This is a genomic window from Streptomyces sioyaensis (assembly GCF_004122735.1).
Lineage (GTDB): Bacteria > Actinomycetota > Actinomycetes > Streptomycetales > Streptomycetaceae > Streptomyces > Streptomyces sioyaensis.
In genome coordinates this window covers 19,528-37,984 of sequence record NZ_SDIF01000036.1, presented here as the reverse complement: position 1 = coordinate 37,984, position 18,457 = coordinate 19,528, and the positions used below count along the sequence as shown (strand labels likewise).

At 71.5% G+C, this 18,457-nt stretch carries 19 protein-coding genes and 1 tRNA gene; 9 read left to right on the top strand and 11 right to left on the bottom strand.

From position 1 onward, the window contains the following. Positions 1-287: 287 nt before the first annotated feature. From EST54_RS15245 to EST54_RS15235, 3 genes are all read right to left on the bottom strand, one after another. Positions 288-361, bottom strand: a tRNA-Pro gene (locus EST54_RS15245). A gap of 12 nt (positions 362-373) precedes the next feature. After that, on the bottom strand, positions 374-1,102 hold the full coding sequence (locus tag EST54_RS15240; RefSeq protein ID WP_129248158.1) for an integral membrane regulator: 729 nt from the start codon (positions 1,100-1,102) through the stop codon (positions 374-376). Between the two features lie 339 nt (positions 1,103-1,441). Next, entirely contained in the window at positions 1,442-2,368 is a 927-nt protein-coding gene (locus tag EST54_RS15235) for a metallophosphoesterase (RefSeq protein ID WP_129248157.1), read from the bottom strand. Positions 2,369-2,498: 130 nt separating this feature from the next. Between EST54_RS15235 and EST54_RS15230 the strand changes: the two genes are divergently transcribed. Continuing rightward, positions 2,499-2,963 (top strand): GatB/YqeY domain-containing protein, encoded by a 465-nt coding sequence (locus EST54_RS15230; protein WP_006604175.1) that lies wholly within the window; start codon positions 2,499-2,501, stop codon positions 2,961-2,963. An 88-nt stretch (positions 2,964-3,051) separates the two neighbouring features. Here the strand turns inward: EST54_RS15230 and EST54_RS15225 are convergent, their stop codons facing one another. Then, positions 3,052-5,244 (bottom strand): transglycosylase domain-containing protein, encoded by a 2,193-nt coding sequence (locus EST54_RS15225; protein WP_129248156.1) that lies wholly within the window; start codon positions 5,242-5,244, stop codon positions 3,052-3,054. Between the two features lie 382 nt (positions 5,245-5,626). Between EST54_RS15225 and EST54_RS15220 the strand changes: the two genes are divergently transcribed. After that, the gene (locus EST54_RS15220) at positions 5,627-5,968 is read left to right on the top strand and encodes a WhiB family transcriptional regulator (RefSeq protein ID WP_006604173.1); all 342 of its coding nucleotides are present in this window, start codon (positions 5,627-5,629) and stop codon (positions 5,966-5,968) included. Positions 5,969-6,198: 230 nt separating this feature from the next. Here the strand turns inward: EST54_RS15220 and EST54_RS15215 are convergent, their stop codons facing one another. Then, complete coding sequence (locus EST54_RS15215; protein ID WP_129248155.1) at positions 6,199-7,578, bottom strand: ArsA family ATPase; 1,380 nt, start codon at positions 7,576-7,578, stop codon at positions 6,199-6,201. Continuing rightward, positions 7,575-8,573: an ArsA family ATPase gene (locus EST54_RS15210; RefSeq protein ID WP_129248154.1), complete on the bottom strand. Its 999-nt coding sequence runs from the start codon at positions 8,571-8,573 to the stop codon at positions 7,575-7,577. Before EST54_RS15210 ends, EST54_RS15215 begins: the two co-directional genes overlap by 4 nt. 209 nt (positions 8,574-8,782) lie before the next feature. Between EST54_RS15210 and EST54_RS15205 the strand changes: the two genes are divergently transcribed. From EST54_RS15205 to EST54_RS15190, 4 genes are all read left to right on the top strand, one after another. Beyond that, complete coding sequence (locus EST54_RS15205; RefSeq protein WP_003975360.1) at positions 8,783-8,944, top strand: DUF4177 domain-containing protein; 162 nt, start codon at positions 8,783-8,785, stop codon at positions 8,942-8,944. After that, positions 8,941-9,405, top strand: a complete 465-nt coding sequence (locus tag EST54_RS15200; protein ID WP_129248153.1) for a RidA family protein — start codon at positions 8,941-8,943, stop codon at positions 9,403-9,405. Before EST54_RS15205 ends, EST54_RS15200 begins: the two co-directional genes overlap by 4 nt. Before the next feature lie 124 nt (positions 9,406-9,529). Then, complete coding sequence (locus tag EST54_RS15195) at positions 9,530-10,471, top strand: NUDIX hydrolase (protein WP_129248152.1); 942 nt, start codon at positions 9,530-9,532, stop codon at positions 10,469-10,471. Beyond that, positions 10,468-11,304, top strand: a complete 837-nt coding sequence (locus EST54_RS15190) for an MBL fold metallo-hydrolase (protein ID WP_129248151.1) — start codon at positions 10,468-10,470, stop codon at positions 11,302-11,304. Before EST54_RS15195 ends, EST54_RS15190 begins: the two co-directional genes overlap by 4 nt. A gap of 37 nt (positions 11,305-11,341) precedes the next feature. Here EST54_RS15190 and EST54_RS15185 read toward each other — a convergent pair whose 3' ends face one another. Together EST54_RS15185 and EST54_RS15180 are read right to left on the bottom strand one after the other, a co-directional pair. Beyond that, on the bottom strand, positions 11,342-12,160 hold the full coding sequence (locus EST54_RS15185; RefSeq protein WP_129248150.1) for a nucleotidyltransferase family protein: 819 nt from the start codon (positions 12,158-12,160) through the stop codon (positions 11,342-11,344). A 191-nt stretch (positions 12,161-12,351) separates the two neighbouring features. Then, positions 12,352-13,026, bottom strand: coding sequence for a Crp/Fnr family transcriptional regulator (locus EST54_RS15180; RefSeq protein ID WP_006604164.1), 675 nt, complete (start codon positions 13,024-13,026; stop codon positions 12,352-12,354). A gap of 443 nt (positions 13,027-13,469) precedes the next feature. Here EST54_RS15180 and nth point away from each other — a divergent pair, with 443 nt between their 5' ends. From nth to EST54_RS15165, 3 genes are read left to right on the top strand one after another with little or no spacing between them, the layout of a single operon-like run. Next, entirely contained in the window at positions 13,470-14,528 is a 1,059-nt protein-coding gene (gene nth / locus EST54_RS15175; RefSeq protein WP_129248149.1) for an endonuclease III, read from the top strand. A gap of 53 nt (positions 14,529-14,581) precedes the next feature. Continuing rightward, the gene (locus EST54_RS15170; protein WP_174857444.1) at positions 14,582-15,310 is read left to right on the top strand and encodes an NUDIX hydrolase; all 729 of its coding nucleotides are present in this window, start codon (positions 14,582-14,584) and stop codon (positions 15,308-15,310) included. Between the two features lie 13 nt (positions 15,311-15,323). Then, positions 15,324-16,523 (top strand): MarP family serine protease, encoded by a 1,200-nt coding sequence (locus EST54_RS15165; RefSeq protein ID WP_129248148.1) that lies wholly within the window; start codon positions 15,324-15,326, stop codon positions 16,521-16,523. Between the two features lie 66 nt (positions 16,524-16,589). On the opposite strand, the gene EST54_RS35425 is transcribed toward EST54_RS15165, so the two are convergent. From EST54_RS35425 to EST54_RS15150, 3 genes are all read right to left on the bottom strand, one after another. Then, positions 16,590-16,787, bottom strand: coding sequence for a hypothetical protein (locus EST54_RS35425; protein ID WP_129248147.1), 198 nt, complete (start codon positions 16,785-16,787; stop codon positions 16,590-16,592). A gap of 244 nt (positions 16,788-17,031) precedes the next feature. Then, positions 17,032-17,970 (bottom strand): alpha/beta fold hydrolase, encoded by a 939-nt coding sequence (locus EST54_RS15155; RefSeq protein ID WP_129248146.1) that lies wholly within the window; start codon positions 17,968-17,970, stop codon positions 17,032-17,034. Further along, on the bottom strand, positions 17,967-18,425 hold the full coding sequence (locus tag EST54_RS15150; protein WP_129248145.1) for a phage holin family protein: 459 nt from the start codon (positions 18,423-18,425) through the stop codon (positions 17,967-17,969). The genes EST54_RS15155 and EST54_RS15150 overlap by 4 nt, the downstream gene beginning before the upstream one ends. Between the last annotated feature and the right edge of the window lie 32 nt (positions 18,426-18,457).

The following is an 18,457-nucleotide window of genomic DNA, read 5'->3' as shown; positions in this document are numbered from 1 at the left end:
CGGCGGCCGCAAGCGGCCCTCGGGGTGGGGTGCGCCGACGGGTTCGTCGGGTCCACTAACGGGTTCGTCGGGTCCATGAGCAGTCCCCGGGCGCGAGTTGACGGCCGGATCGGCGAACGCGCGGACGCGGGCCACTGCATGAGATGCGCCCCACACCTTTCCGGCGATCGCATGCGGGGAGACCCCGACCAAGATCGTCTCCCAGCTCTCTCCCAAACGATCTCCGGGAACGGGTCAGGGGCCCGACCCGCTGAGCGGATCAGGCCCCTGACCTGGTGTTCCTTCAGTCGGGGTGGCGGGATTTGAACCCACGACCTCTTCGTCCCGAACGAAGCGCGCTGCCAAGCTGCGCTACACCCCGAAGCAACGAGCTCTACTTTAGCGGACCGATCCCCGTAGGTGAAATCCGGTTCCTGCGGAGCCGGGGAGCGGGCCTGACCTGGTCGATCCCGATGACGATCAAGGGCAGAAGGAAGCCGGCCAGGCCGATGGTGAGCGCGGGGGCGGCGCCGGGGGAAGGGGCGCCGGCGGCCGCGGGGAAGGCGAAGGTGAAGGCGAGGAAGAGCAGGGGGTAGGCCGGCCACTGCCAGGCGCAGGCCGGGCGGAAGCCGCGGGGGGCCGTCAGCAGGAGCCAGTCGGCGAGGGCGGCCAAGGGGGTGACGGCGTAGAGGAGCTGGTGGGAAAGGGCTTGGGTGACGGTGGGGGCGGTGACGTGCGGCAGGGCGAAGGCGGTGGAGTCGGCGGCGGGGAAGGCGTAGTGGAGGAGGGCGGGGAGGAAGAGGAAGGGGAGCAGCGCGCCGGTGAGGCGCGGGCTCAGGGCGCGGCGGCCGGTCCAGGCGCGGTGGGCGGAGCAGGCGAAGACCAGAGCGGCGACGAGGTTGGCCTGCACGGTGAAGCGGGTCAGCAGAGCGGCCGGGGCGGCGGCCCCGCCGGCCGCGAGGAGCAGGCCGGTCAGGGCGGCCGCCGCGATGAGGGCGCGGAAGGCGGCCGCCAGGGGGCGGCGGATCGTGGGGGCGACGGCTGCCGCCGGGGTACGGGCGGCGGCGCCGGCCGGGCCGGTGGCGTGGCGCGTGGACTGCGAGGTCCGGGTGGGGTCGGACATTCCTCCACGGTACGGCGATGATCAATGAGCGGGGGAGTCCCCATCCGGCAAAACTCCGGTCCCAGGGAGCGCGTGGCCGGTTCCGGCACCTCGGCGAGGAGGCGGCAGATCGAGCAGGGCCATAGATCCCGGCCCCCGGACCGCCTCAGCTCCTCGACTGCCGCGGCCCCGGACCGCGTCAGCCCGTCGCCTTCCTCAGTCCCCCGACCGTGTCAGCCCCTCGGCCGTGTCCGCGCCGCCTCGGCCTCGGCCCCTGACGACCGCCACCCGCGCCCCCGCCGGGTCGTTCCCCGAACATCCCCAGGCCGGCCCCTTGAGCCGGACCGTCAGCCCGGCCCCTCAGCCCCGCTCCGTCAGCGTCAGCAGGGTCGCCTCCGGGGGGCAGGCGAAGCGGACCGGGGTGTAGCGGTTGGTGCCGCAGCCGGCGGAGACGTGGAGGAAGGAGGTGTGGTCGCCGGCGGTGTGGGTGGACAGGCCCTTCACCCGGTCGGTGTCGATGTCGCAGTTGGTGACGAGGGCGCCGTAGAAGGGGATGCAGAGCTGGCCGCCGTGGGTATGGCCGGCAAGGATCAGGGGGTAGCCGTCCGCGGTGAAGGCGTCCAGGGAGCGCAGATAAGGGGCGTGGACGACGGCCAGGGAGAGGTCGGCGCCGGATTCCGGGCCGCCGGCCACCTCGGCGTAGCGGTCACGCTTGATGTGCGGGTCGTCCAGGCCGGTCAGGGCGATCTCGATGCCCTCCAGCTTGAGGCGGCCGCGGGAATTGGACAGGCCGACCCAGCCGGCCGCGTCGAACGCGTCGCGCAGGTCCTCCCACGGGTTGTGGACCGCGCCCACCACGGGCGCGTTGCCGTTGAGGCCGTGCCGGCCCTGGGCCCGCTCGATCAGATAGCGGGCGGGGTTGCGCAGCTTGGGTCCGTAGTAGTCGTTGGAGCCGAAGACGTAGGCACCGGGGAACTCCATCAGCGGGCCCAGCGCGTCCAGCGTCTCGGGGACGCCTTCCGTGTCGGAGAGGTTGTCGCCCGTGTTGATGACGAAGTCGGGGCGCAACCCGGCGAGCGACTGCAGCCAGCGCTGCTTCTTGCGCTGTCCGCTGACCATGTGGATGTCGGAGACCTGCAGGACGCGCAACGGCCGCATGCCACGGGGCAGTACGGGCACGGTGACGCGTCGGAGGCGGAAGGAGCGGACTTCGAAGCCGGCGGCATAGGCCAGGCCGGCCGCGCCGACTGCGGTCAGGGTCAGGGGTACTCCGTATCGCGCGCGCATGCATCCATCGTCGCAGAGTCACGGGGGTGGGTGCAGCGCACGGGCGGGCGGGGTCCGCCGGGTGGGGTACGCGGTTGCCCGGGAGGAAATGGCGCGGCGGTTGTCGGCGGGTGGGGGCATACTCGACGGCATGACCACGCTCAAGTCCAAGCTGCAGGACGACCTCACCGTTGCGATCAAGGCGCGCGACGAGCTGCGTTCCTCCACCCTCCGTCTCACGCTGACCGCGATCCAGAAGGAGGAGGTCGCGGGCACCGCGGCGCGCGAGCTGTCCGACGGCGAGGTCGAGAAGATCATCGCGCGGGAGGCGAAGAAGCGCCGGGAGGCCGCGGACGCCTTTTCCCAGGGCGGCCGGGCCGAGCAGGCCGAGCGGGAGCGCGCCGAGGGCGAGGTGCTCGCGGACTATCTGCCCAAGCAGCTGACCGATGACGAGCTGGAGCAGCTGGTCGCGGCCGCCGTGGCGGAGGCCAAGGCCGGTGGTGCCGAGGGCCCGCGGGCGATGGGTGCCGTCATGAAGATCGTCAACCCGCAGGTGGCGGGCCGTGCCGAGGGCGGCCGGGTCGCCGCGGTGGTGAAGAAGCTGCTGGCCGGCTGAGCGGCCGCGGCGGTTCCGCCGGAAAGCCGAGGGGCGCCTCCGTGGTGGAGGCGCCCCTCGGTCGTTGCCGTACGGGTCAACCGGCCGGCTACCAGCCGCCGTTACCGCCGCCCAGAATGTCCGGGAAGCCGGGAATGCTCCAGCCGCCGCCGGGCTTCTTGCCGTGGCCGCGGCCGGGCTTGTGCTTGCCGGGCTGCTTGTCGCCGTCGTCGCCCGGGCTCTTGTCCTTGGCGGGGTCGTCGATCGGGACGGTGGGCAAGCCGGGCGCGGGCCGGCCGTCCAGGGCGCCGGTCATCGCGTCCCGCCAGATGGGGCCGGGGGTGTCGGCGCCGTAGACCTTGTCGTGGGGGACGCCGCCGATGGTGATGTCGTACATCTTGCGCTTGTGCTGCGGGTCGCCGACCCAGACCGCACCGGCCGCGTTCGGGGTGTAGCCGACGAACCAGGCGGCGTAGCGGCTGTCGCTGGTGCCGGTCTTGCCGGCGCTGTCCCGTCCCCTGAGGCCGGCTTCCCTGCCGGTGCCGTCCTCGACCACGCCCTTGAGCAGGGTGTTGATCGTGTCCGCGGTCTTCTTGGACATCGCGCTGCGGCAGCTGGTCTGCGGGACCTTCAGCTCCCGGCCCCGCGCGTCGGTGATCGACTCGATGGCGACGGGGGAGCAGTACTCACCGCCGTTGGCGAAGGCGGCGTAACCGGCGGCCATGGTCAGCGGCGACATCTCCTGCACGCCGAGCGTCATCGACGGCACCTGCTGCAGCGGCTTTCCGTCCGCCCGCTCGATGCCCATCTTCTGAGCCATCTTCACCGCGGGGCAGATGCCCATATCGCTGATCAGCTGCACGAAGTAGGTGTTGACCGACTTCGCGGTCGCCTCCTTCATGCCGTACGGGCCGACCTCTTCCTTGTTCTCGTTCTGGGTGCTGTCGGTGCCCTGCCACTCGCCGTCACAGGTCTGGACCGGGCTCGGATACGGCATCCGGTACGGCGAGGGGTACTCCTGCTCGGGGCTGGTCCCCTGCTCCAGCGCGGCCGCCGCGATCACCGGTTTGAAGGTCGAGCCGGGCTGGTAGCCGGCGCCGCCGCCCATGCGGTGATCGACCGAGAGGTTGATCACGGTCTGGTTCTCGCCGAAGCCGTACGGGCGGGACTGGCCCATGCCGAGGATCTTGCCGGTGCCCGGTTCGACGATGGTGGCGGCGCCGGCCACCGGGTCGTCGTCGTAGACGTGATCGCCGAGCGACGCCTGGATCGACTTCTGGGTCTGCGGATCGAGGGTGGTGCGGATGGTCATGCCGCCCTCGTTCCAGCGCTCCGCACGGATCTTCCGGGTCTTCCCGAAGGACCGGTCACCGAGGAAGACCTTGCGGATGTAGTCGCAGAAGAAGCCGGCGCCGTCGCTGGCGGTGATGCAGCCGTTCTTGGGGCGGCTGACCGCCAGCTTGATCGGCTTCTTGGCGGCCGCGTCGGCCTGCGCCTGGGTGACGTCCTTGAGGTCGGCCATCCGCTGCAGGACGGTGTTGCGCCGCCGGGTGGCTTCCTGCGGGTCGTTGACCGGGTCGTAGCGGCTGGGCGACTGGACGAGGCCGGCCAGCAGCGCCGACTCCTCCAGATTCAGGTCCTTGGCGTGCTTGCTGAAGTAGCGCTGGGCGGCCGCTTCGATGCCGTAGGCCTGCTGCCCGAAGAACGTGATGTTGAGGTAGTTCTGCAGGATCTTCTGCTTGCCGAGCTCCTTCTCGACCTGGATCGCGTACTTGAGCTCTTTGATCTTGCGGCCGATGGTCTGCTGGGTGGCCTGCGCGACCTTGTCCGGGTCGTCGCCCGCCTCCTCGATGAAGACGTTCTTCACATACTGCTGGGTCAGCGTCGAGGCGCCCTGGGAGACACCGCCCGACTGGGCATTCTTGTTGACCGCCCGCAGGATGCCCTTCAGGTCGACGGCACCGTGCTCGTAGAAGCGCGCGTCCTCGATCGCCACGATCGCCTTCTGGATGTACGGCGACATGTCCTTGAGGCCGACGACCGTGCGGTCACGCGAGTAGACCTTGGCGATTTCGCCGCCGTTGGCGTCCAGAATCCTGGTCCGCTGGCTGAGCTGCGGTGTCTTGAGGTTCGCCGGGATGTTGTCGAAACCCTCGACCGATCCCTTGGCGGTGAGGCCGAGGGCCCCGGCTGCCGGGAGCGCGAGACCGGCGAGTACCGCTCCGGCCAGGACGCTGACACCGAGGAACTTGGCGGCCTGCTGCGTCTTGGACAGACCTCCGCCATCGCGCTTCTTAGGCATGAGGGCACCCTACGTTCTCAATCCGCCGGACAGGGGTGCACCTGTTCGTTTAGCCTGTTCTCGGCTGCCCAGCTGAACGGTTACGCGTGAGTTCGTCAACCCCCACTCCTCGCGGACCGCACCCCCACGTGTCCGTGTATGACGACAAAAATCCCGTGCCAGGGCGGTGAAGTGTCCCGCCTTGTGCCCAAAATGCCGTATGCCCTGCGGTCACTCCGTTGGGTGATCTGCCGCATACGCATAGTCCGTTCGGGCCATTCAAGATTGGGCCCGAAGGGGGTGTTGCGCCCTGTCTGCCTTCCGTAACGTCCTCAACTGGCAACGGTGAATATGCCGCTTGCCGCCGTGGGGGAGCCTCGATTCGGGAGAGGACGGCGCCAGCATGAGCTGGGTAACCGACTGGAGTGCACAGGCAGCCTGCCGCACTACCGATCCGGATGAACTGTTCGTTCAAGGGGCGGCGCAGAACCGCGCCAAGGCGGTGTGCACCGGATGCCCGGTGCGCACGGAGTGCCTGGCCGACGCCCTGGACAACCGGGTGGAGTTCGGCGTGTGGGGCGGGATGACCGAACGCGAGCGGAGGGCGCTGCTGCGTCGCCGCCCGACCGTGACGTCATGGCGCAGGCTGCTGGAGACAGCGCGTACGGAATACGAGCGCAGCACGGGCATCCTGTCCGTGGACTGTGAGGACGAGATGTTCGACGAGTTCGCCGCGGTCGGGTAGCCGCGGGTCCGGCCGGGAGAGCCCGGGAACATGGCCGAGAACGTTCGGCCGATGGCTCGGTCCGGTCGTTCCTACGCGGCGTGCCGGTCAGTGTCCTTGGTGCTCCCTGGAGTTGGGGGAGTCGAGAGGCCGGCGTGCGGTTGGTGCGCCCCTTGGATGTGCAGGCGAGGGGCGCCGTGTGGTGGGTGGGTGGCTGGGCTGTTGGGTGACTGGGCCGGCGTACTTACGGCTCAGTCGTCGGTGTCCGTGTCGTCGGTCTCCGTGAGGTTCAGCGCCAGGCGGTCGCCGATGGCGCGCAGTCCCGCGAGGTCATGAACATCGCCGGGCAGTGCGGCGACCTGCGCCACCGGTACCTCGGGATGCAGTGCGGTGAAGCGGTCCCGCGTGCGCCGTTCGCGCGCGAGGACCTGCATGCGTTCGGCATGCAGTCGGAGCAGCCCGGCGGCCAGTTGCGCTGCCGAGGCCGAGGTGGGTGTCACATGCTCCGCCGCGGCGGGGGAGGGGCCGCCGGCGGTACGTGATCCAGCCTTCCCGCCGTCGAGATCCACAATGCCGCCGGTTTCAAGATTATTTTCTGCGCGGGCGGCGGCCGGCGCGTCGGTGTCGTCCCCGGCGTCCGTGCCGGCATCCGCATGGGTGTCCTCCGCCCGCTGGTCGGTCAGGGCCTCCGCGGCGGCCAGTGCGCGCTCGGCGCTGAGTTGGGACGCGCCGCTGCCGTGCACGCGGTTCAGCACCAGGCCGGCCAGCGGCATCTGCTCGGCGGCCAGCCGCTCGACGAAGTACGCCGCCTCACGCAGCGCGTCCCGCTCCGGCGCGGCCACCACGAGGAACGCCGTGCCGGGCGCCTGCAGCAGCCGGTAGGTGGCGTCCGCGCGGGTGCGGAAGCCGCCGAACATGGTGTCCATCGCGGCCACGAAGGTCTGCACATCGCGCAGGAGTTGGCCGCCCATGAGCTTGCTGAGGGTGCCGGTCATCATCGACATGCCGACGTTGAGGAACTTCATGCCGGCCCGGCCGCCGACCTTCGCCGGCGCCATCAGTACCCGGATGAACTTGCCGTCCAGGAAGGAACCGAGGCGCTTGGGCGCGTCCAGGAAGTCCAGCGCGGAGCGGCTCGGCGGGGTGTCGACGATGATCAGGTCCCACTCGTCGTTCGCGCGGAGCTGGCCGAGCTTCTCCATGGCCATGTACTCCTGCGTGCCCGCGAAACCGGCCGACAGGGACTGGTAGAAGGGGTTCTCCAGGATCGCGCGGGCCCGGTCGGCATCCGCATGGCCCTCGACGATCTCGTCGAAGGTGCGCTTCATGTCCAGCATCATCGCGTGGAGTTCGCCGCCCGCGGACTCGTCGACGCCCTTGACCTGGCGCGGGACGTTGTCCAGCTCGGAGATGCCCATGGACTGGGCCAGCCGCCGGGCCGGGTCGATGGTCAGCACGACGACCCTGCGGCCGCGTTCGGCGGCGCGTACGCCCAGGGCCGCGGCGGTCGTGGTCTTGCCGACTCCGCCCGAGCCGCAGCACACCACGATGCGGGTGTGCGGGTCGTCGAGCAGTGTGTCGACCTCGAGCCGCGGGGCCGAGGCGTCCAGCGTCGTGTTGTCCGCGGTCATATGGGCCCCTGTTTCCGCAGGTCTCTCGCCAGGTGGTAGAGCCCGGCGAGGTCCACTCCCTCGGGGAGCAGCTCCAACTCGTAGGTGGGCAGGCCGATTGCGGTCAGTTCGGCGTGCTCGGCGCGCTCCAGCTCGACCCGCTCGGCGTGTTCGCGCGCCTGCTCCAGCAGGGGGTCGATCAGCCGGTCCGCCAGGCCGCCGCGGCGGGCGCCGCCCAGACCGGCCTGGGACAGCGCCTTGGCGACGCCCGTACGGGCCCCGCGGGCGGCGATGTCGAGGTCGCCGTTGTCCAGCAGCGCCGGGCGGGTCATGTTGATGACGATGCCGCCCACGGGGATGCCGGCGGCGCGCAGTTCCTCGACGCCGTCCGCGGTCTCCTGGACCGGCATCTCCTCCAGGAGCGTCACCAGATGCACCGCGGTCTCCGGTGACTTCAGGACGCGCATCACGGCCTGCGCCTGATTGTGGATCGGGCCGATCTTCGCCAGGCCGGCCACCTCGTCGTTGACGTTCAGGAAGCGGGTGATGCGGCCGGTCGGCGGGGCGTCCATCACCACGGCGTCGTAGACGAACCTGCCGTTCTTGTCCTTGCGGCGGACGGCTTCGCACGCCTTGCCGGTCAACAGGACGTCCCGCAGGCCCGGCGCGATGGTCGTGGCGAAGTCGATCGCGCCGAGCTTCTTCAGCGCCCGGCCCGCGCTGCCGAGTTTGTAGAACATCTGGAGGTAGTCCAGGAGGGCGCGTTCGGCGTCGATGGCGAGGGCGTGGACCTCGCCGCCCGCGCGTCTCCCGCTGTCCGACGCCGGAGCCACCGCGATCTTGCGTTCCTCGTAGGGAAGCGCTTCGGTTTCGAACAGCTGGGCAATGCCCTGCCGGCCCTCGACCTCGACCAGGAGGGTACGCCGTCCCTCGGTGGCCAGGGCGAGGGCGAGGGCGGCGGCGACCGTGGTCTTTCCGGTGCCGCCCTTGCCGCTGACGACATGGAGCCTGCTCACGCCAAGGAGCCTAACCAGTCCGCGTCCCGGCTACGCCAGGGATGGCGCCTGGGACACCCCGGAGATCTGCCCGCGGTGCGTCAGGGACGGGTCAGGGATGTGCCGTAGGGGCCGGATGACCGGGCACGTCGACGCCGCGTGGGACGGGTGGTGGCGGCCTGCGGCGGACGGCGTCCACCGCCGCCGTGGACAGGCATTACGCTCGCCCCATGACCAAGTGGGAATACGCGACCGTGCCGCTGCTGGTGCACGCGACGAAGCAGATTCTGGACACCTGGGGCGAGGACGGCTGGGAGCTGGTCCAGGTCGTGCCGGGCCCGAACAACCCCGAACAGCTGGTGGCCTACCTGAAGCGGGAGAAGCAGGCGTGAGTGCGGTAGAAGACAAGATCGCGGCGCTCGGTCTCGCGCTGCCGCAGGTCGTGCCGCCGCTGGCCGCGTACCAGCCCGCGGTGCGCTCCGGCGCCTATGTGCACACCTCCGGCCAGCTGCCGATGGTGGACGGCGCGCTGCCGGCCACCGGCAAGGTCGGTGCCGAGATCAGCGCGGAGCAGGCCAAGGAGCTCGCCGCGACCTGTGCGCTCAACGCGCTGGCCGCCGTGAAGTCCGTCATCGGCGACCTCGACAAGATCCAGCGGGTGGTGAAGGTCGTCGGCTTCGTGGCCTCCGCGCCGGACTTCACCGGTCAGCCGGGCGTGCTCAACGGCGCCAGCGAGCTGCTGGGCGAGATCCTCGGCGACAAGGGCGTGCACGCCCGGTCCGCGGTCGGCGTGGCGGTGCTGCCGCTCGACTCGCCGGTCGAGGTCGAGATCCAGGTGGAGATCGCCGAATAGACCCGTCGTGGAGGCGGTGACGTCCGCCCCGTGTGCCGTGCCCCGGAGGGCCCCGCGTCAGCAGGGGCCCTCCGGCGCGAAAGTGGCCCTCGAACATCCGCGCGCGAACGCATAGCATCCGGCCATGGCGTCCACGACCAATGGCCAGTGGTACCCGCCGGAGTGGCCGGACCGCATCCGGGCCCTCGCGAACGGCGAGCTGACCCCTGCCGCGCCCCGGAGGGCCGCGACCGTCCTGCTGTTGCGGGACTCCGCCGCCGGCGGCCCCGCCGTCCACATGCTGCGCAGACGCACCTCCATGGCCTTCGCCGGGGGTGCGTACGCCTATCCGGGAGGGTCGGTCGATCCGCGCGACGAACGCCCGGTGACCTGGGCCGGCCCCTCGCGCGCCCAGTGGGCGGTCCGCATGGGCGTCGATCCGGCCACCGCACAGACCATCGTCTGCGCGGCGGTCCGTGAGACGTTCGAGGAGGCGGGCGTGCTGCTCGCCGGTGCCTCGGCCGACACGGTCGTCGCCGACACCACGGGCGAGGACTGGGAGGCGGACCGCGCCGCCCTGGTCGCCCACGAGTTGTCCTTCGCCGACTTCCTGGGCCGCCGCGGCCTGGTCCTGCGCTCCGACCTGCTGGGCGCCTGGGCCCGCTGGATCACCCCGGAGTTCGAACCGCGGCGCTACGACACCTGGTTCTTCGTCGCTGCGCTCCCCGAGGGCCAGCGGACGCGCAACGCCTCCACGGAGGCCGACCGCACGGTGTGGATCCGGCCCACGGAGGCAGCCGACGGATACGACCGCGGCGAGCTGCTGATGATGCCGCCGACCATCGCGACGCTGCGCGGGCTCCAGCCGTACGCCTCCGTCGCGGACGCGCTGGCCGCCGCGGAGGCCCAGGACCTGACGCCGGTGCTGGCCCGGGCCCGCCTCGTGGGCGGCGAGATCGAGCTGAGCTGGCCGGGACACGACGAATTCACCAAGCGCATCGCGCAGACGGGCACCGGAACCGGTGCTCCGAGGGAGGCCGACGGCCCCTCGGACCGCCCCGGCCCCTCGGGAGGGACCCCCGCATGACCGATCCGACCGCTCTTCCCGGCCGGCCGCGCGGCGGGGTGCTCTCCGGGCCGGCCACCGCGCGCGCCCACTGCGTGCTGGCCCCGAACCCGTCGCCGATGACGCTGGACGGCACCAACACCTGGATCGTCGCCGAACCGGACTCCGACCTCGCCATCGTCATCGACCCCGGGCCGCTCGACGAGGGCCACCTCCAGGCCGTCATCGACCTCGCTGAGCAGGCCGGCAAGCGCATCGCGCTGACCCTGCTGACCCACGGTCACCCGGACCACGCCGACGGCGCCGCCCGCTTCGCCGAGCTGACCCGTTCGGCCGTACGGGCGCTCGACCCGGCGCTGCGCCTGGGTGAGGAGGGGCTCGACGCGGGCGATGTCATCACCACCGGAGGCCTGGAGCTGCGCGTGGTGCCCACACCGGGCCACACCGCGGACTCGCTCTCCTTCCACCTCCCGGCCGATCGTGCGGTCCTCACCGGCGACACGATCCTGGGGCGTGGCACCACGGTGGTCGCACACCCCGACGGTCGGCTGGGCGACTATCTGGACTCGCTGCGCCGGCTGCGCTCGCTCACCGTCGACGACGGGGTGGCGACGGTCCTGCCGGGCCACGGGCCGGTGCTGAACGATGCCCAGGGGGCCGTGGAGTTCTATCTGGCGCACCGCGCACACCGGCTCGCCCAGGTGGAGACCGCCGTCGAGGCCGGCCACCGTACGCCCGAGGAGGTCGTCGCGAGCGTGTACGCCGACGTCGACCGCTCCCTGTGGCCGGCCGCCGAGCTGTCGGTCCGGGCGCAGCTGGACTACCTGGGCGAACACGGACTGATCGACTGCTGACGCCGCGGGTGTGCCTCCCCGACGGCGAGAGGCTCCGTCAGCGGTCCTCCGGGCGGGGCGCCTTCGCCCCGTGGACGGCCAGATATTCGTCGGCCAGCCAGGGGGCGAGGCCAAAGAGCAGCTCGTCCAGCAGCTCCGGGTGGGCAGCGGGCGCCCGGGCGGCGCGGGCGGCGGCGCGCATCTGCCCGGCGTGCGCTGGGTAGTAGCGGGCGAACACCTCCGCGGACTCGGCGAGGTCACTGGTCCAGCCGCCCCAGCGCGGCATGACCAGAGTGAACCCGGTCCGTACGAGCCGGCGCGTCACGCCCCGGGTCAGCCGGGTGCGCTCGGCTTCCGTGGTGGCCGCCGCGACCCGCTCGCGCAGACCGGGCAGGCTGCGGAAGAGATCGCCGTTGGTCTCCCGGGCGAGGAGCGAGGTGGGGCGGTAGCGGGGCAGCCGGGCGGCGAGATCCGGGCCGCTGAGCGGGGTGCACAGGCAGGCCACGAACCATCCCAGGTCGTGACGTTCCCGCTCGCTCAGCAGGCGGGCCGTGCTGAACAGCAGGATCCCCGCACCGTTGAGCTGCGGAAAGGCGGTGTCGAGCCGGTCCTCGACGGCGCGGGCGGCGGCCTGGTCGGCATCGGTGGGCTCCTCCCGCAGGGCGAGCAGCGCATCGAGGTCGGAGACTCCGGGGACCGCGGTGCCGCGCGGGATGCTGCCGAAGAGATAGCTGCTGTGCAGGCGCTCCGGGCCGAAGTGCGCGCCGAGCCGGGCACCGAGCTCCGCCACGACGGGCACGAACCGCGCGGACACCCGGTCCAGGGACCCTTCCCGTACGAAGCAGCCGTCCTCGTCCAGCCCGGTGCCGTTGGTCATGACGGCACTATGGCGAAGAGGCGGGCGGCGCCGCGAGTGGTTGACGGGCGGCGGGGCGCGGCGAGTGGATCTCGGGCCCGGCTCCGAGCGGACGGTGGCTCCGCGGCGCCGCGACGGCCCAGGGGGCGCCGTCGGCCATGACGAAGGGCCCCGCCGGAGCGGGGCCCTTCCCAGGCAGTACGTGCGCCGGGTCAGCGCGAGCGCTTGGCCAGCCGCTCGACGTCCAGCAGGATCACGGCGCGCGCCTCCAGGCGCAGCCAGCCGCGGCCCGCGAAGTCGGCGAGCGCCTTGTTGACCGTCTCACGGGAGGCGCCCACCAGCTGGGCCAGCTCCTCCTGCGTCAGGTCGTGCACCACGTGGATGCCCTCCTCGGACTGCACACCGAAGCGGCGAGACAGATCCAGCAGGGCGCGGGCCACCCGGCCCGGCACATCCGAGAAGACCAGGTCGGACATCTGGTCATTGGTCTTGCGCAGCCGGCGGGCGACCGCCCGCAGCAGCGCCGTGGCGACCTCGGGGCGGGCATTCAGCCAGGGCTGGAGGTCGCCGTGGCCCAGGCCGAGGAGCTTGACCTCGGTGAGGGCGGAGGCGGTGGCCGTGCGCGGGCCCGGGTCGAAGAGCGAGAGCTCCCCGATCAGCTCGCCGGGGCCGAGCACGGCGAGCATGTTTTCCCGGCCGTCGGGGGAGGTGCGGTGCAGCTTCACCTTGCCCTCGGTGACCACATACAGGCGGTCGCCGGGGTCCCCTTCGTGGAACAGGGCGTCGCCGCGGGCGAGCGTGACCTCTCCCATCGAGGCGCGCAGCTCGGCCGCCTGCTCGTCATCGAGCGCCGCGAAGAGCGGTGCGCGCCGCAGAACGTCGTCCACGAGTTCTCTCCTTGTCGACATGCTCCGGGGGACTGTGGTCCCCATCATGCCGGAATGCAAAACAGTGCGATCAATCACAAGTTTGCCGGACCGGTGCCCCGAGCCATAAGGCAGGGGGCCGATTGGAGTCACGAATCCCGGCGATCAAGCCGGATGTCAGTGGCTGGCCTTACTCTGGCCGAGTGTCCAATACGCCGGTGAGAGCAGAGGACTGGGGGGCCGGGCGGGTGAGCGCAGGGCGTGATTCCGCTGTGGGCGAACAGCCGTCCGGTCGCGCCTTGAGTTCGGATAAACGTAACAAATCGACTCCCGGGGAGTCGGCCGTCCGGAAGCGGCCCGTCCGGCAGCCCGGCGCGTCGAGACCGGCGGCACCGGACACCACCGCACCGACCGCCGCGGAAAAGAGCCCGGCGGGCAAGACCTCGGCAGGGAAGAAGGCCGCCGTGAACGAAACCCCCGAGAAGCCGGCGGCCGCCAAGAAGGCCGTCACCAAGAAGGCCACGGCGAAGAAGGCCGTCGCGAAGAAGGCCGCGCCTGCCGCCGGGCAGGCCCCCGCCCGGACGACCGCGGCCAAGAAGACCACGGCCAAGACGGCCGCCAAGAAGACGGCCGCCAAGAAGACGGCCGCCAAGAAGACGGCCGCCAAGAAGACGGCCGCCAAGAAGACGGCGGCCAAGAAGACCGCCGCCAAGCAGGCCCCCGCCAAGAAGACCCCCGCCCGCAAGCCCGAGTCCCGGGTCGCGATGGTGCGCCGGGCCCGCCGGATCAACCGTGAGCTGGCCGAGCTGTATCCGTACGCCCACCCCGAGCTGGACTTCACCAACCCCTTCGAGCTGCTGGTCGCCACGGTCCTGTCCGCGCAGACCACCGACCTGAGGGTCAACCAGACCACCCCGCGCCTGTTCGCGGTCTGCCCGACGCCCGAGGACATGGCCGCCATCGACCCGGAGCGGCTGGAGGAGCTGATCCGGCCGACCGGCTTCTTCCGGGCCAAGGCGAAGTCGCTGCTGGGCCTGTCCGCGGCGCTGCGCGACCGCTTCGGCGGCGAGGTGCCGGGCCGCCTGGAGGACCTCGTCACCCTCCCCGGGGTCGGCCGCAAGACCGCCAATGTGGTGCTGGGCAACGCCTTCGGCGTCCCCGGAATCACCGTCGACACGCACTTCGGCCGCCTCGCCCGCCGCTTCGGCTGGACCACCGCGGAGGACGCCGAGAAGGTCGAGGCGGACGTCGCCGGGATCTTCCCCAAGAGCGAGTGGACGATGCTCTCGCACCGCGTCGTCTTCCACGGGCGCCGCGTCTGCCACTCCCGCAAGCCCGCCTGCGGCGCCTGCGCCATCGCCCCGCTGTGCCCCGCGTACGGCGAGGGCGAGACGGACCCGGAGAAGGCGAAGAAGCTGCTCAAGTACGAGCTGGGGGGCCAGCCGGGGCAGCGGCTGAAGCCACCGGCCGACTATCCGGGGCAGCCCGCGCCCCCCATGGCGCCCCCGGCGGCCGCCTCGTGACGGCAGCCGTCCAGAGGTGACCGACGATCGACGCCAGGCCTGAGGGGGCGCGGATGAGAAGTGCACGGGAGCAGTGGTACGACGAGGAGGCGGGCATGCGCGGCGCGGAGCCCGGTCGAAAGATCACGGTCTCCGCCGACGGCCTGCCCGAGTGGCTGGCCCCGGTGGCCCGCGCGGCCGACACGATCCAGCCGCGCCAGCTCAGCCGCTTTCTGCCGCCGGAGAGCGGCGGCCGGCAGTCCGCGGTCCTGATCCTCTTCGGCCATGGCCCCCGCGGCCCCGAGCTGCTCCTGATGGAGCGCGCCGGCACCCTGCGCTCCCATGCCGGCCAGCCCTCCTTCCCGGGCGGTGCCCTCGACCCGGAGGACGGTGACGCCGACGGGCCCGGCCCGGTGCGGGCGGCGCTGCGCGAGGCCCAGGAGGAGACCGGCCTCGATCCGGCCGGCGTCCAGGTCTTCGGGGTGCTGCCGCGGCTCTACATCCCCGTCAGCGGCTTCGTGGTGACACCCGTGTTGGGGTGGTGGCGCCGGCCGAGTCCGGTCGGCGCGGTCGATCAGGCGGAGACCGCCCGGGTGTTCACGGTTCCCGTGGCGGATCTCACGGACCCTGCCCATCGGGTGACGTCGCGCCATCCCAGCGGCCACACCGGGCCCGCCTTCCTTGTCGAGAATGCTCTGGTCTGGGGCTTTACGGCCGGAGTGATCGACCGGATCTTGCATTACGCGGGCTGGGAGATTCCGTGGGACCGTGACAAGGCGGTCCCACTCGACTGGCGCTCGTGAGACGGTGGCGAGCGTGAACGTCCTGGACATCCTGCTGCTGGTCGCGGCCGTGTGGTTCGCGATCGTCGGCTATCGGCAAGGTTTTGTCGTCGGCATCCTGTCCGTGATCGGCTTCCTCGGAGGCGGCCTGGTCGCGGTCTATCTGCTGCCCGTGATCTGGAACGAGATCACCGGTGATGCGACACCCGGCTCCTTCGCGGCCATCGCGGCGGTCGCCATCGTCATCGTGTGCGCATCCGTGGGCCAGGCGCTCACCACCCATCTGGGCAACAAACTGCGCCGCCACATCACCTGGTCACCCGCCAGAGCGCTGGACGCGACCGGCGGCGCGCTGGTCAACGTCCTGGCGATGCTGCTGGTCGCCTGGCTGATCGGCTCGGCGCTGGCCGGCACGTCCCTGCCGACCCTCGGCAAGGAGGTCCGCAACTCCAGGGTGCTGCAGGGCGTGTCCCGGGTCATGCCCCAGCAGGCCAGCACGTGGTTCGCCGACTTCTCCTCGGTCCTCGCCCAGAACGGCTTCCCGCAGGTCTTCACGCCGTTCTCCAACGAGCCGATCAACAATGTGCCCGCGCCCGACCCGAGGCTCGCCACCAGCCCGGTGGCGGCACAGGCCAGGCGCAGCATCGTCAAGGTCGTCGGTACGGCTCCCGGTTGCGGCAAGGTCCTCGAAGGCAGCGGCTTCGTCTTCGGCCGGCACCGCGTGATGACGAACGCCCATGTCGTCGGCGGGGTGCGCGAGCCGACCGTCCAGGTGGGCGGCGAGGGCCGCACGTACGACGCCAAGGTCGTGCTCTACGACTGGCAGCGCGATATCGCGGTCCTGGACGTGCCGTCGCTGAGCGCCCCGGCGCTGCGGTTCGCGGGCCCGGACGCGCGCAGCGGCAACAACGCCATCGTCGCCGGCTTCCCGGAGAACGGCGGCTATGACGTCCGCGCCGCCCGTATCCGCGGCCGTATCCAGGCGAACGGCCCGGACATCTACCACCGCGCCACGGTCCGCCGCGATGTCTACTCCCTCTACGCCACGGTCCGTCAGGGCAACTCCGGTGGCCCGCTGCTCACCCCTAAGGGCGAGGTCTACGGCGTCGTCTTCGCGAAGTCGCTGGACGATTCGCACACCGGCTACGCCCTGACCTCCGACGAGATCCGCTCGGACATCGTCAAGGGGCGTACGGCCGAGCAGCAGGTCGACAGCCAGGGCTGCGCGATCTGAGTCCGAGGGAGCGGCACGCCGGGGTGGGGAGCAGGGCTTCCCGCCCCGGCGGCGGGCCCGGATGCGTCAGGTACGGGGATGGCGTAGTCGCGCGCTCATCCAGCGCGCTCTGCGGCGCAGGATCCGCGGGATGCCCATCGGGTGCGCCGGGTCGGGGGACGGTCCGGACCCGAGGTCCGGTGTTCCCCTGTCCTGAGTACTCACTGCAGCGGCACTGCTGCGGCGGTTGCGTGCCACGTCACGGTAGTCGTGCGTCCAGCCCATACCTTCGACTCTGCCCGTGGCCCAAGGTCGGTAACCGCCTCGGGGACCGCCAATTGGCCTATGCGCCGGGCAATTGGCTGTTCGTCATACGAGCGTTCGAGACTGGCGCGGGAGTGCCCCGTTCAGCGGTTCGGGCGGCCCGCTCAGCGGTGCGCGGACGTGCGCACGAACGGTCCGGGAAGGCCGCCTCAACGGTGCGGCCCGGGGCGCGCGTTGCCCCGGGCCGCCGGCCGCACGCGGCTCGTCAGCGGTCCGGTTCCGGATCCTTCAGCCAGTTGATCAGCTCGGTGGAGAACGCCACCGGGTCCTCTTCGTGCGGGAAGTGCCCCAGCCCGTCGAACAGCCGCCAGCGGTACGGCGCCTCGACGTACTGACCGGAGCCGGCCGCGCTGCGGGTGCGCATCACCGGGTCGAGGGAGCCGTGCAGATGCAGCGTCGGCACGCGTACCGGCCGCTTCATCCGGCGATTGAACTGGATCCCGTCGGGGCGGGCCAGCGACCGCACCATCCAGCGGTACGGCTCGATCGAGCAGTGCGCCGTCGAGGGGATGCTCATCGCCCGCCGGTAGACCGCGAGCGCGTCCTCGTCCGGCAGCCGGGGGCCGGACCAGTCGCGGATCATCCGGCCCACCAGCTCCGCGTCGTCCGCCGTCAGCCGGCGTTCCGGCAGCCAGGGCCGCTGGAAGTTCCAGATGTGCGAACTCCGGGCGCTCTGCCGGACGTCGGCGAGCATCGCCGAGCGCCAGCGGCGCGGATGCGGCATGGAGGACACGGCCAGCCGGCGCACCAGCTTGGGCCGCATCACCGCCGCCGTCCAGGCGAGATAGCCGCCCAGGTCGTGCCCGACGAGTGCGGCGTCCGGCTCCCCCAGGGACCGTATGACGCCGGTGATGTCCAGGGCGAGGTTCGCCGGGTCGTAGCCGCGCGGAGTGCGGTCGCTGCCGCCGACGCCCCGCAGGTCCATCGCCACCGCGCGGAAGCCCGCCTGGGCAAGGGCCGGGAGCTGGTGCCGCCAGGTCCACCAGAACTGCGGAAAGCCGTGCAGGAGCAGCACCAGCGGGCCGTCGCCCATCTCCGCGATGTGGAAGCGGGCGCCGTTGGCCGCGACGTCACGGTGGGAGACTGCTTTCCCGCCGGGGACGTCGAGCCGTACGACCGAGGCCGTGCTGTCAGGGGCTGTCATACCGATGAGCGTGTCACAGACTCCAGCATCGGGTGTTCCACCGGCGCCACGCGCGGGTGCGGCTTGGCCTTCTGGAGCACCGCCGCGGTCTCCTTCGCGGAGCTGATGGAGCGCTCCGGCTTCTTGATCTTCTTCATCTTCGCCATCGCGAGGAGGGCCAGCAGCCCGGCGAGGACCAGGAAGGCACCGCCGACGATCAGGAAGGACCAGGCGAGCCCGAGGCCGAGGTTGTGGATGCCGTACGCCGCCGCGAAGCTCAGCACCGGCAGCGCGAACAGCGCCAGCGCGCCCGCCATCGAGAACGCGGCACCGCCGATGCCCGCCCGCTTGGCGTCCTGCCGGAACTCCGCCTTGGCCAGCGCGATCTCGTCGTGCAGCAGCGCGGACATCTCGGCCGTGGCCGTGGCCACCAGCTGTCCGAGGCTGCGTTCCGTGCCGTTGTCGGCTGCGCTCATCGCCGTCTCCCTCTTCTCGTCACCCGGAAGCA

Bases quoted from the DNA above. Each gene is read 5' to 3' on its own strand.
- EST54_RS15235 (WP_129248157.1), bottom strand. From the start codon at position 2,368: ATGCGCGCGCGATACGGAGTACCCCTGACCCTGACCGCAGTCGGCGCG.
- EST54_RS15190 (WP_129248151.1), top strand. From the start codon at position 10,468: ATGACCGATCCGACCGCTCTTCCCGGCCGGCCGCGCGGCGGGGTGCTC.
- EST54_RS35425 (WP_129248147.1), bottom strand. From the start codon at position 16,787: ATGGGCTGGACGCACGACTACCGTGACGTGGCACGCAACCGCCGCAGC.
- EST54_RS15225 (WP_129248156.1), bottom strand. From the start codon at position 5,244: ATGCCTAAGAAGCGCGATGGCGGAGGTCTGTCCAAGACGCAGCAGGCC.
- EST54_RS15150 (WP_129248145.1), bottom strand. From the start codon at position 18,425: ATGAGCGCAGCCGACAACGGCACGGAACGCAGCCTCGGACAGCTGGTG.
- EST54_RS15205 (WP_003975360.1), top strand. From the start codon at position 8,783: ATGACCAAGTGGGAATACGCGACCGTGCCGCTGCTGGTGCACGCGACG.
- EST54_RS15240 (WP_129248158.1), bottom strand. From the start codon at position 1,102: ATGTCCGACCCCACCCGGACCTCGCAGTCCACGCGCCACGCCACCGGC.
- EST54_RS15170 (WP_174857444.1), top strand. From the start codon at position 14,582: ATGAGAAGTGCACGGGAGCAGTGGTACGACGAGGAGGCGGGCATGCGC.
- EST54_RS15220 (WP_006604173.1), top strand. From the start codon at position 5,627: ATGAGCTGGGTAACCGACTGGAGTGCACAGGCAGCCTGCCGCACTACC.
- EST54_RS15215 (WP_129248155.1), bottom strand. From the start codon at position 7,578: ATGACCGCGGACAACACGACGCTGGACGCCTCGGCCCCGCGGCTCGAG.
- EST54_RS15155 (WP_129248146.1), bottom strand. From the start codon at position 17,970: ATGACAGCCCCTGACAGCACGGCCTCGGTCGTACGGCTCGACGTCCCC.
- EST54_RS15185 (WP_129248150.1), bottom strand. From the start codon at position 12,160: ATGACCAACGGCACCGGGCTGGACGAGGACGGCTGCTTCGTACGGGAA.
- EST54_RS15195 (WP_129248152.1), top strand. From the start codon at position 9,530: ATGGCGTCCACGACCAATGGCCAGTGGTACCCGCCGGAGTGGCCGGAC.
- EST54_RS15230 (WP_006604175.1), top strand. From the start codon at position 2,499: ATGACCACGCTCAAGTCCAAGCTGCAGGACGACCTCACCGTTGCGATC.